A 12,493-nucleotide genomic window follows, 5' to 3' on the forward strand; every position below is an offset into this window, starting at 1 on the left:
GTTTGGGTTACCCAGAAACCTAAAAATTCTACTTGACATAGTACGCTGATATCTTAAAAAACAAAAAAACCGCCCATTGCATAAAGCCCAGCGCGGACGGTTTCATTCATAATTAATTTGTTGCCACAACGGTGTTGATCGATGCGAACGCATGCGGACCAAAGCCTTCCGATGCCTCGCCAACCGGTTGATTCAGCAGAAAGGCAAATCCCTGCCCGTCGATGTTCTTGACGATATACTGCTGGGTCAGCCCCTTGCCTTGGGCGATCAAGAACAGCTCCGCATCACGCATCGTTTCGTAGATCTGATCGCCGCTGCGCTGCTCCACGTTACCGATTTTCGACATCTCCCTCTTGGCTGCTTTGGCCAGTTCCTCGATGTTGTAATCGGCAGACAGCTTGGAAATGATCACATGATAATCCGGGTCGTAATTCATCATGAGCTTGTTGGTTTTGGCATCAAAGGAGAAGATGTCGAACATATAAAATGCGTAGCCGTCGCCCTTTTGCAAAGTGGCCGTTTTCGTCTCTTTCATGCCTTCCAGCTCAAGCTCAATCGATTTCTCCGCCGGCAGATCCGATGTTGCACCGGAGTCCGTAGCCTCTTTGGCAGGAGCCGTTTCCAGCTTCATTAAGACGAGTTGCTTCAGCGCAGCATCGCCTTCCACTGCCCGCTCCACATACTCGAATGACACCGGTGTGCCTTGCACCAGACTCTGAGCCGACGCGCTTATAGTTTCATCCATTTGAAAAGCCGTTGGCGTCCCCTCCACCTCAATCTCCGCAGAGTGGTTGTCAATCAAACCAACAAACGTTCCCGTCCCCTGCTTCGTTTCGGCTGCGACGTCATCGGGTGAGTTGTTGCCTGTCTCCGTCTGGTTCTCATTCGTTTCACCGCCAGCATTCATTCCAGGCTCAGCACTGTTCCCGGCACAAGCGGTCAACGAAATCACAAGCAGGATCATTCCCAGCCAGCCGGCGGTCTTCTTCCATCTATGTTTCTTTAAACTCATGTTTGTCATGATAAGCACCCCCACATACACAGACGGCTTAACTCTTTAAAAGGTTGCCATCGCAAGGCAATTTACGCGAACGCTTCGCAAAAGCGCAAAAAAGAGGCAGCCTCCTTAAGACGGAGAGCTTGCCTCTTCCTAATTCCTTACTGTTCCTCAACTTCTTTGCCCTCGCGAGCGGCCAATAAGAACAGGACGATCAGCACGAAGGCAACCAGCGCCATGAACGGAATCGTAATAAATCCGAGCCAGCCTTGCCCAAGATAATCGACGTTGCAAGGAACGCCAATTTTGCAGGGAAGCAGCTTGGCTAACGCCGGGATTTTTTGCTCGCTGTAATGATAAATGGAGATCATGCCGCCAATGATGCTGAGCGGGAGCACATACGGAATGATGTGCCGATCGTTCTTATACGCAGCAATCCCCAGCAAAATGACCTGCGGGTACATGAAGATCCGCTGGAACCAGCACAGCCGGCACGGCTCATAATGCAGCACTTCGCTTAGATACAAGCTGCCCGCCGTCGCGACCATCGCAACCAGCCAGGCGAGGTAGATGCCATAGTCCCTCAAAAACCCCCGCATCGTCCTCATTCCTCCTCTTTACTCCTTTTTCAACCTCGGTTGACTAGAAGGTCTTACTCTCCGGCCAGTTCGTTGTCGATGGTCTTCTTCAGCGTTTCATAATCGCCAAGGTTGCCGGCATACTCGATCCCATTGATGAAGAACGTCGGTGTGCTGTCTACACCCAGCTTGTCTCCTCGAGCCAAATGCGCTGACACCTCGTCCTGATACGTGGCCTCTGCGATATCTTTCTGCAACAGGTCGAAATCGATGGGTAACTCCAGCTCCTTAGCCAGGTTGACCAAAAATTCAGGCGAAGCCCAACCGCTGTTCTCCTCCCCCTGGCGTTCAAAAATCGCATCGAAATATGTCCAGAATGCCTCATTGCTTTGATGATACACCGATTGAGCGGCCAGCGCGGCCGTAAACGAATCGGAACCGATAAACGGCAAATTCATGAAATAAAAAGCAACTTTACCTTGATCTATATAATCCTTCGCCAACTCTGGCTTAATCAGTTCATTAACATGTTTACAAGACGGACATTGATAATCCCCAAACTCCACAATCTTAACAGGGGCATCAGCTTGTCCCAACACAGGCAGCGCAGCATAATCAAATTCGACGGGCTTCGGTTTCGGCTGAATCGTCAAGACAACGATGATCAGAATCAGAAGCAACCCCACGGTCGAAAACCAGATCAGACGTCTCCTCTTTAATTGCTGTTGCTGCTTTTGTTGTTCGGCTTTGCGCTTGGCCAAAGCGTTCTTTGTTGTTTTCGGCGGCATGCGATCCCTTCTTTCCATATAATAGTTCATTTTCAATATACGTTTTATCCTGCAACCATTCTAGTTACAAAAGCAAGATTCGTCAAGTTGAGCCTAGAACTTCGCTGGAACTTTCCCATAATAAAAGGCTGCCCTAACGCCCAAGGCATTAGTAACAGCCCTTCAAAGAAACTCCTATCCAGCGATCGTCTTAGGTTATTCCTTCGCTTCGTCCGCGCCTACCGTTCCTTCAGGTTCGCCGTCAGCCGAGGCTTCCTTCGCCAAATCCGCATCAGCCACCCGTGGCAGCACGATGGAAGCTAGCAATTCCTCTGGCTGAGCATGCATCGTCACGCCTTCCGGCAGCTTCACATCTCCGGCCATCAGCTTGTCCCCCGCATCCAGCGAAGAAATATCGACCTCCAAGGATGCCGGCAAAACATCCGGTAAACCCTCCACTTCCAGCTCCGTCTCCTGAATCTGCAATACACCGCCTACCTTCGCTCCCGCAGCCGTACCTGTGTAATGCAGCGGTATTTTTACGCGAATCGGTTTGTTTTTGGACACTTGTTGAAAATCGACATGCAAAATCTTCCCTTGCTGTTGCTGAACATCTTTAATCAGCGCCGGGACGGTTGGCCCCCCTTCGACATTCAGATCAAAAAACTCCGATCTGCCTGTCCGTACAACCTTCAACAGCTCCTTCTCGTCCACATAAACTGCAAGGTTCTCGGTTTCCGCTCCATACACAACCGCAGGAACACGTCCATGTTGTCTCAGCTTGCGCAGCGTGGAACGATGGAAATCCGTTCTTGGCGTAGCATTTAGTTGAAACGTGTGATGGTTCGTACTCATCTTGCAACAACCTCCTTGAAATTGTGCCTATTGCATCACTGACATGATTGCCATGGCATAAGCTCCATAAACGTATAGTGCCCATTTTTACCACCACTAAACTTCTCAATGTTCTATGCTCTTCTGGCCTCTTTTGCACCATTATCCCTTTGCTTCAGAATTAGAGTTCGATCAAAGGCTGATCCTCCTAGTTCCGAGCTATGCGGTGTTCCCTACACCCCCTGATGCAACGGGATAATCATCGAAAAGAGGGCCAGACACCCCCAACAGTCCGCAAAGGAGCATCACATGAATCGCCTCGCCAAAGGAAAAAACCGGCGCCTTAACGGCACCGGTTCAAGAGGAAACCCTATTATTTATCAATTGGAAAAGATTATGCTTCGATCGAGCGAACCAGCTCTACGACCTGTTCAGCCGTCTGCATTTGCAGCGCCTTCGCTGCCAACTGCTCCATATCTGCTTTGGACAGCTTGGAGATTTGCGAACGAGCCGGCAGGATCGAAGTTGCGCTCATGCTGAATTCATCCAGTCCAAGCCCCAGCAACAACGGAATTGCCGTTGCATCGCCAGCCATCTCGCCGCACATTCCAGCCCATTTGCCTTCTTTGTGCGCTGCATCGATGACCATTTTGACCAAGCGTAAAATCGATGGGTTATATGGCTGATACAAGTAAGATACACGTTCGTTCATGCGATCGGCTGCCATCGTATATTGAATAAGGTCGTTGGTACCAATACTGAAGAAGTCCACTTCTTTGGCGAACTGATCGGCCAAGACCGCAGTCGAAGGAATCTCCACCATAATGCCGAGCTGGATCTCGTCGGAGACTTGAACGCCTTCGGCTTGCAGCTTCTCCTTCTCTTCCAGAAGCAGCGCCTTCGCCGCGCGGAACTCATCTAACGTTGCGATCATCGGGAACATGATGCGCAAGGTGCCGTATACGCTGGCGCGAAGCAAAGCGCGCAGCTGCGTGCGGAACAAATCCTTCTGCTCCAGGCACAGGCGAATCGCACGGAAGCCCAGGAACGGGTTCATTTCCTTCGGCAGATTCAAATAAGGCAGTTCTTTGTCGCCGCCGATATCCAACGTGCGGACAACGACCGGTTTGCCTTCCATTTTTTCCAGCACGGTCTTGTAGGCGTTGAATTGAACTTCCTCTGAAGGCAGCTCTGTGCGTCCCATGTACAGGAATTCTGTCCGGTACAAGCCCACTCCTTCACCGCCGTTCTCCAGCACGCCCGTCACGTCGTTAGGCGTACCGATGTTCGCAGCCAATTCCACGTGAACGCCGTCTTTCGACGTCGTCTGCACCTCGCGCAGCTTCTTCCATTCTTCGATCTGCACCAGGTACTTATCGCGTTTGGCTTTGTACTCGTTCAGAACATCCTCGGTCGGATTGATAATGACACTGCCGTCCAATCCGTCCACGATCACCAGATCGCCGCTGTTTACCTTATCCAGCACCTCTTTGGTACCAACAACCGCCGGGATTTCCAGCGAGCGGGCCATGATTGCCGAGTGCGACGTCCGTCCGCCGATATTCGTTGTAAAGCCTTTAACGTAATTGCGATTCAACTGTGCCGTATCCGACGGCGTCAAGTCTTCCGCAATCACGATGACTTCCTCGTTGATGTCAGCCGGGTTGACGTAGTTCAGTCCGAGCAAATGCGTAAGCACACGCTTGGTAACGTCTCGCATATCTGCTGCGCGTTCCTTGAGGTAGGCGCTTTTCATATTTTCAAACATCGAGATGAATTCATTAGCGGTTTCATTCAGAGCGTACTCCGCACTTACGTTCTCAGCCGTGATTTTATCGCGAACCGGCGTCAACAGCTCAGGGTCGTTCAAAATCAACAAATGGGATTCAAAAATCTCCGCTTTCTTCTCACCAAGCTCTTGAAGCGTGCGCTCTTTGATCGCTTCGAGCTCCTGTTGAGATTTGGCCAGAGCTTCGTCCAGGCGTGCTAATTCCGCAGCGGAATCGGAAGCATCCCGACGATGAATCGTATAGTCGGGATGTTCCAACTTGAAAGCTTTGGCGATGGCCACGCCAGCCGAAGCGGCAATGCCTTCAATCTTAAGCATTCACTTCTCCAAGCCCTTCGTTAACCATCACTTCGGTGAGCGCTTGAAGTGCTGCTTCTGCTTCTTCGCCTTCAACGATCAGCTTCAGCGAATCGCCTTGTTCCAGACCCAAGGACAGTACGCCGAGGATCGATTTCAGCGTTACTTTCTTGCCGCCGGCTTCAGCGAAGGATTCGGCCCCCTTGAATTTGTTAGCAGTGTTCACCAGAGCCGTTGCCGGGCGTGCATGAATTCCGTCTTCATCCGTAATTTTGAACATTCTTTCCATGAGTAATCCTCTCGCTTTCTGAATTATAATTTTAGAAAAAAATATATAATACGCTCCTTACCCTATTGTAAGGGAACGTGAGAACCAATGCCAAATGCACCGCCGCGATCAAACGACAGCGCATTGGAGCTTTACTTAATAGTGACGATGTCGGCTTCGCCTTTGGATAGCTTGCCGGTTTTGTTCAGCTTCACGGACGCGCCTTCCGGCAAGTTCGAGAAGACGATTGGCGAAATAATGGATGGAGCATGTTCTTTCACATAATCCAGATCGACTTCCAGGATCGGTTGTCCAGCAGCGACCAGATCCCCTTCCTTCACCAGTACATTAAAGCCTTGGCCTTTCAGTTTAACGGTATTTACACCGATGTGCACCAGCACTTCCTTCCCGCCGTCCGACATAATGCCGATGGCATGCTTGCTTGGGAAGACGTTAAATACTTTCCCGTAAACCGGGGAACCAATCACCCCGTCGTGCGGAAGCACGGCAAATCCGTCGCCGGTCATTCTTTCCGAGAAGACAGGATCCGGTACATTGGAAATATCCATCAGCTCACCATTTACCGGCATGACGATATCTTCGTTGATAATCGCATCGCCGTCTTGGGCTGCTTGTTGTTCCACTTCAGCAGGTTTAACCTCTTCCGTCTTGACCGCTTCCGATTTCGCCGCAGGCCGCGGCGTCTTGCCGCTCATAATATCGGCAATTTGCGACTTGATCGTGTCGGAACGTGTTCCGAAGATCGCTTGAATATTGTTACCTACTTCAAGCACACCGGATGCGCCCAGTTTCTTGAGCTGATCCTTGCTGACATTTGCTTTATCCTTCACTTCCACCCGCAGCCGAGTGATGCAGGCATCCAAGTGAACGATGTTCTCTTGACCGCCCAGCGCGGACAAGATGTTATGCGGCAAATCGTCTTGCGAAGTTGCTCCACCAGCTCCCGCGCCTTCCTCATCGGAAACTTGATCTTCGCGGCCCGGCGTTTTCAAGTTAAACTTGCGAATCACGTAACGGAAACCGAAGTAGTAAATGACCGCCAGAATCAGACCAACGATGATGACGTTCCACCAAGGCGTCCGGTTTGGAATCACCCCGAAAATCAGGAAGTCGATCAAACCGCCGGAGAAGGTCATCCCGATCTTCGTCCCCAGGATATGCATCGTCATAAAAGACAAACCTGCAAAGATCGTATGAACGGCAAACAACGCCGGTGCAACGAACAGGAACGAGAACTCCAGCGGTTCCGTAATCCCCGTCAAGAAGGAAGTTAATGCTGCCGAGCCCATAATCCCGGCCACATATTTCTTATGCTCTGGACGAGCTTCGTGATAAATTGCCAGCGCAGCGGCAGGCAAACCAAACATCATGAACGGGAATTTACCGGTCATAAATGTACCGGCTGTAAACGGTACACCATCGCGCAGTTGTGCCATGAAGATCGATTGGTCCCCACGCACAAGCTGACCTGCGCTATTGATGTATTCGCCAAATTCGAACCAGAACGGCGAGTAGAAGATATGGTGCAGACCAAACGGAATTAACGCCCGTTCGACTACCCCGAAGATAAACGCGGACAACGTCCGGTTTTGCTCCAGCATAAAGTGGGAAGCCGTGTTCAATCCGGTTTGGATCGGCGGCCAAATGATAACCATCAGCAATCCAAGCAGAACCGAAGTAGCCGCTGTCATAATCGGCACAAACCGTTTCCCGGCGAAGAAGCCAAGGTAAGACGGAAGCTCGATCCGGAAGAACCGGTTATACATTGCGGCAGCTAGGATACCCACGATAATACCGCCGAATACCCCCGTTGCCAACGTTGGGATCCCCAGTACATTGGCATAGGCTGGATCGGTTCCGATCATCGACGGTACTACTCCAATAACCGTTCCCATCGTCACGTTCATGACGAGGTACCCGATAATGGCCGCCAGACCGGCAACCCCCTCGCCCCCAGCCAGACCCACGGCGACGCCTACTGCAAACAGCAAGGCCAGGTTCGTAAAGACGATTTGGCCGGCGTTCATCATGACTGTAGCTACAGCATGAACTCCATGGTTATCCAAAGCTGGAACCAAGTTTAAGAACTCGGGGCTGACCAGCATATTGCCGATCCCGAGCAGCAAGCCTGCCGCCGGAAGAAGAGCTATTGGAAGCATCAGCGCTTTACCTACCCGTTGCAATACCCCAAACAAACGCTTAAACATAAATACCCTCCTGTAATTACTATGGTGGACTAACAAAAACAGGCATGGGCCAATATAGGTCTTTTGTGTTGTACCGTGATCGCTTACGGATATAATGCCCCGTAACCGTCCAATACAATCCAAAAAAACCTCTATCAACTCATGCCTGATCGAATCAGTCACACATTGTGATTATGAAGTTGTTGTTTTAATGCATTAGGAATTATAGCAGACCTTCTTTTTTCGCGCAAGCAAGCTATTGAAGATTTGCCGGCGCCACCCGGTGTAAATGCATGGTTAAATAACTAACCTCTGCCTTATAAACCGGCTGTTTCAGGCGCTGTTCCATAACTTTTGTCAATTTATAGGCAAGCGAATACAAAACAGGATATTCCTCTTTCAGTAGCCGTTCCAGCTTGTGGACTTCCCCCACTTGTTCGCCCCGCCGTATCCGTTCGATCGCAAATCGCAAATGGGTGAGCAGACGCGAATAGTCCAGCGAGTTGCGAAGGATGGAGAAGCGAAGCTCCTTCTCAATGATGCCTACCAAATCTGCGATCAACTGGGCATGTCCGCGGACCTCGCTGATATGACGGTTGGTGATGGCGCTGTTAATATGAAGCGCCACAAAGCCGATTTCGTCTTCACCAAGATCAATCCCCAGCCTGTCCTTAATCAAACGTATGGCGTATTCCGCTAATTCATATTCCAGTGGATAAATTTCCTTTGTTTCGAACAAAAATGGATTATGAAACGCGATGTCCTGCTCCGCCCGCTTAATCGCAAACGCCAAGTGATCTGTCAACGCGATATGAATATGCTCATTCAGTTCGGTTTGGGTTTTTGAGGAAATATACATAATAATTTCGCCGATGATCTCGATCAGTTGCTCATCCACTTGGTGCACGAGTTGCTTGTATTGCTCCTGCTCTTGCTGGTTCGTAAGGATGAACATCTTCTCTACCGCTTCCAGCGAAATGGAATCTCCCGTTTTTCGGTTAAATCCGATGCCTTTGCCGATGACAACGACCTCGCCATGCTCCGGATGATTCGCGATGATGACATTGTTATTCAACACTTTGGCCACGCGCAGGCTGTTCACAACAGTAGCACCTCTTTTCCTATATTCCGAAAACGGTTAAGCCCATTATAATGGATTTTGGGGACGCCGTCAGCCGATTCCCAGGCATTTCAAAGGCGTCCTCACTCTCATGAGGAGCGGGACGCCGAGTTTCTTCATATCCTAGGACAAGATACACGGATGGAGGGCAGTTGTCAAGCCAACTTAGGCCCTACTTTTGGTCTAGGTCCGCCGCCTTTGAGGCCGCAGTTTCCAGTACAACCGAATCTGGAACTTTTGCGCCTGCTGCAGACTTGACGGAAGCCGTCTCGAGCTCCGGTTTTGCAGCGACAACTTTGCCTTTGGTCAGACTTTGGATTAACCGATCGAGCTCGATCCCGGAAACGCTCTTCAGCATATCAGGCGCTGTAGCCATCAGCTCGGTCACGTAATTGCTGACGCGAGCAGCTCCCTCGCCCTTGCCCGTATCGACCACGGTCAGCTTGTCGATGGAGGACAGTGGTGCAGCGATCTTGCTTGCCAGCTCCGGCAGCATTTTCGTTACGATATCGAGAATTGCCGCCTCGCCGAATTTCTGGAACGCTTCGGCCAGCTTCTCCTTCGCTTCGGCCTCTGCCAAGCCGCGCAGACGAATGATTTCGGCCTCTGCCGTCCCTTTCGCCCGTTCGGCATCCGCAATCGCCAGACCTTCTAACCGCTTCTGTTCAGCAGATGCTTTAGCTTGCTTTTCAATCGAGTATTGCAACGCATCAGCTTCCCGCATCTTCCGGGCTTTTTCTGCTTCTGCTGCTTGCTCGACGGCATAGCGGTCCGCCTCAGCCTTTTTCTTCACTTCGGCTTCAAGTTGCTTCTGACGGACGATAATTTCTTTCTCCTGCAGATCGATTTCCCGTTCCTTCCGTACCAGCTCAACCTTCATCTGCTCTTCAACCATTACTTGCTTCGCCCGAGCTTCCTGAATGTTATAAGCTTGGTCGGCTTCGGCTTTGGCAGTATCCTGCTCTTTCTTAAAGGACGCAACCTTCAGCTCCTTCTCCTTCTCTGCCTCGGCGATGTTCGTATCGCGGACCAGCTCAGCCTTCTGCCCAGCTTCCTCCGCCAACGCCTTCTGGATTCGTGCATCCCGTTGAGCTTCCGCCTCAGCAATGTCGGCATCCCGCTTCACTGCAGCGATCCGCGGTTTCCCTAGCGCCTCCAGGTAACCGTGCTTATCTCGAACGTCCTTGATCGTGAACGAGACGATCTGCAGCCCCATTTTCTTCAGATCACGTGCTGCAACGCTTTGCACTTCCTGAGCGAACTTATCGCGGTTACGATACACTTCCTCAACGGTCATCGAACCCAAGATGGAGCGCAAATGACCTTCCAGCACTTCCTGTGCCTCGCCCTTCAACGACTCAATCGGCTTGCCCATAAATTGTTCTGCTGCTGTTGCGACGTCTTCAACCGAGCTGCCTACCTTAATAATGGCCACGCCGTCCGCAGATACCGGGACCCCCTGCTCGGTGTAGACCTCCGGCGTCATCACGTCAAGCTTATGAGACAGCAACGACAGAAACTCGGCTTTCTGAAAGATCGGCCAGATAAACGCCCCGCCGCCGCGCACGATCTTGATTTTGCGGCCGGATTGGTCGTCGGAAATGTTTTTGTTCCCTAGAAAAGACCCCGTCACGATCATTGCTTCATCGGGACCCACCGTTTTGTATCTTGCCCAAAATGCCAGCCCAAGCACGATGATGACTGCAATCACGATCCCGGGGATGAGTAGGAAATCAGCAACACCTTCGAACAATGACATCAGCTCCCTCTTCTTTAATTGGTACTACATCGGGTGGGGGGTAAAGCTCGGAAACCTGGACGGTCCCGTCCTTCGCCGTCTCGATCACGACAACGGCGGTTCCGGCGGGAATCTCCTTCCGATCCCAGCTGGAAGCGATATGCAGCGAATTGCCGCCTGCCTGTTTCACCATCACTTCGCCAAATCCTTGCGCTGGAATAGGCACCGTGACTTCACCAATTTTACCGGGCAGCTCCGATTCGGAGAATCCCGTGGAATTCTCGCTGTTCTCCATCGGCTTCACATAGACGAAATAGACGAGAACAGACAGCAGGACGGCAATCACAATGGCTAACATCACTACAGCAGCTGTGCCAAGCCCGGAATATCGGTCCAGCAAAATGCCGGCTCCGCCAAAGGACGTGATCGCCGAGGCCGTGATGATCGGCTTGAGAAAATCGGCGGACAAGAAATCAAAGATGCCATCCAGCCAGCTTCCAATCAAGTCACCAAGCACAGCGCTGATAACGGCAAACAAAGCACCGCCGATAAAACAACCCCAAAACAGCGCTTCCATCCCGTTCCTCCCTTTACCCAAAATATTGTTGAACTCTACAATTAAATACGTAAATTGGTGAATTATGTTTCAAAAAAAGAAAAACCGGCCCACGACGCAAATCGGAAGACCGGTTATGTGGAGTAACTATTTCGGAAAAGGCGATTACAGCGACATCCGATAAATTTCGAGCACGTCCTGTTTATCCAGCACGGCAAAGTTACCAAATGGACCAAAGCGGACCGCCTTATCGGCCATCACTTCCAACTGGCTGTCGTCAATGTCGTAATCCGCCAAGCGGCTTGGTGCGCCAATGGAGTTCCAGAAGGAACGCAACGCTTCAATCCCCTCAAGCGCCACTGCCTCATCACTCTTGCCCGCAGGGTCAACATGGAAGACGTTGACCGCCAGACGCTTAAAGCGGGTAACATCGTGCTTTAAGTTATATTTCATCCAGTTCGGGAACAGGATCGCCAGACCGCCGCCATGCGGAATATCGTAAACCGCCGACACGGCATGCTCAATGTTGTGAGTCGCCCAATCTCCCGACAAGCCCATGTTCAGCACGCCGTTCAGCGCGAGCGTACCGCACAGCAGGATCGTCTCCCGAAGGTCGTAGTTTTCCAAATCCTGTACCAGCTTCGGTGCCGTTTCAATCACGGTCCGCAGCAGCCCTTCACAGAACTCATCCTGCAGCAACGTGTTTGGCGTCGGATGGAAGTAATGCTCGAATACATGAGACATGATATCCACCATGCCATATACCGTTTGATCTTTCGGCAACGTCACCGTAAACTGCGGATCAAGGATGGAGAATGCCGGATAAGCCAGCTTGCTGCCCCAGCCCAGCTTTTCCTTGGTCACTTCGTTGGAGATCACGGAGTTCCCGTTCATTTCGGAGCCGGTTGCAGCCATGGTCAGCACCGTACCAAGCGGCAGAGCGTCCTTCGGCACAGCTTTGCGCTCTGCGAAGTCCCACATATCCCCGTCGTATTTCGCCCCGACGGCAATTGCCTTCGCGCAGTCCAGCACGCTGCCGCCACCAACGGCAAGAATCAGCTCGATGCCATTGGATTTGCACAGCTCAACCCCGCGATGCACCGTCGACAGACGCGGGTTCGGTTCAACGCCTGCAAGCTCCGTCACTTCGGCGCCAATTTCGCGCAGAATGGACGTTACTTGATCATACAGCCCGCTGCGTTTAATACTGCCGCCGCCGTAGACTAGCAGCACTTTTTTGCCGTAAGCCGGCACCTCGTTCCGAAGCGCCTCCAGCTGGCCTTTACCGAAGATCAGCTTCGTTGGATTATGAAATACGAAATTGTCCATCCTGTAACTCCTC

General features: G+C 51.4%; 11 protein-coding genes. All 11 read right to left on the reverse strand.

Translation table 11 applies throughout. The features are described 5' to 3' along the window. Window positions 1-112 precede the first annotated feature (112 nt). Window positions 113-1,021, reverse strand: a complete 909-nt coding sequence (locus RW092_RS16325) for a hypothetical protein (RefSeq protein WP_316010697.1) — start codon at window positions 1,019-1,021, stop codon at window positions 113-115. Between the two features lie 137 nt (window positions 1,022-1,158). After that, window positions 1,159-1,605, reverse strand: a complete 447-nt coding sequence (locus tag RW092_RS16330; protein ID WP_028538902.1) for a disulfide oxidoreductase — start codon at window positions 1,603-1,605, stop codon at window positions 1,159-1,161. 44 nt (window positions 1,606-1,649) lie between these two features. Continuing rightward, the gene (locus RW092_RS16335; protein ID WP_316010698.1) at window positions 1,650-2,363 is read right to left on the reverse strand and encodes a DsbA family protein; all 714 of its coding nucleotides are present in this window, start codon (window positions 2,361-2,363) and stop codon (window positions 1,650-1,652) included. Between the two features lie 195 nt (window positions 2,364-2,558). Beyond that, on the reverse strand, window positions 2,559-3,197 hold the full coding sequence (locus RW092_RS16340) for a 50S ribosomal protein L25 (protein ID WP_028538903.1): 639 nt from the start codon (window positions 3,195-3,197) through the stop codon (window positions 2,559-2,561). A gap of 373 nt (window positions 3,198-3,570) precedes the next feature. After that, the gene (gene ptsP, locus RW092_RS16345; RefSeq protein ID WP_028538904.1) at window positions 3,571-5,283 is read right to left on the reverse strand and encodes a phosphoenolpyruvate--protein phosphotransferase; all 1,713 of its coding nucleotides are present in this window, start codon (window positions 5,281-5,283) and stop codon (window positions 3,571-3,573) included. After that, the gene (locus RW092_RS16350) at window positions 5,276-5,551 is read right to left on the reverse strand and encodes an HPr family phosphocarrier protein (RefSeq protein ID WP_009224359.1); all 276 of its coding nucleotides are present in this window, start codon (window positions 5,549-5,551) and stop codon (window positions 5,276-5,278) included. Before RW092_RS16350 ends, ptsP begins: the two co-directional genes overlap by 8 nt. 131 nt (window positions 5,552-5,682) lie before the next feature. Then, window positions 5,683-7,758, reverse strand: a complete 2,076-nt coding sequence (gene ptsG / locus RW092_RS16355; RefSeq protein WP_316010699.1) for a glucose-specific PTS transporter subunit IIBC — start codon at window positions 7,756-7,758, stop codon at window positions 5,683-5,685. Between the two features lie 235 nt (window positions 7,759-7,993). Then, the gene (gene glcT / locus RW092_RS16360) at window positions 7,994-8,839 is read right to left on the reverse strand and encodes a glucose PTS transporter transcription antiterminator GlcT (RefSeq protein WP_016311212.1); all 846 of its coding nucleotides are present in this window, start codon (window positions 8,837-8,839) and stop codon (window positions 7,994-7,996) included. 190 nt (window positions 8,840-9,029) lie between these two features. Then, window positions 9,030-10,616 (reverse strand): flotillin lipid rafts scaffold protein FloT, encoded by a 1,587-nt coding sequence (gene floT / locus RW092_RS16365; protein WP_316010700.1) that lies wholly within the window; start codon window positions 10,614-10,616, stop codon window positions 9,030-9,032. Continuing rightward, window positions 10,591-11,172 carry an NfeD family protein gene (locus RW092_RS16370; RefSeq protein WP_316010701.1) on the reverse strand — a complete coding sequence of 194 codons (582 nt, stop codon included), beginning with the start codon at window positions 11,170-11,172 and terminating at the stop codon, window positions 10,591-10,593. Before RW092_RS16370 ends, floT begins: the two co-directional genes overlap by 26 nt. A 144-nt stretch (window positions 11,173-11,316) precedes the next feature. Beyond that, window positions 11,317-12,480, reverse strand: a complete 1,164-nt coding sequence (locus RW092_RS16375; RefSeq protein WP_016311209.1) for an iron-containing alcohol dehydrogenase — start codon at window positions 12,478-12,480, stop codon at window positions 11,317-11,319. Between the last annotated feature and the right edge of the window lie 13 nt (window positions 12,481-12,493).

The organism is Paenibacillus sp. 3LSP (genome assembly GCF_032465655.1).
In the GTDB taxonomy this organism is placed as follows: domain Bacteria; phylum Bacillota; class Bacilli; order Paenibacillales; family Paenibacillaceae; genus Fontibacillus; species Fontibacillus barengoltzii.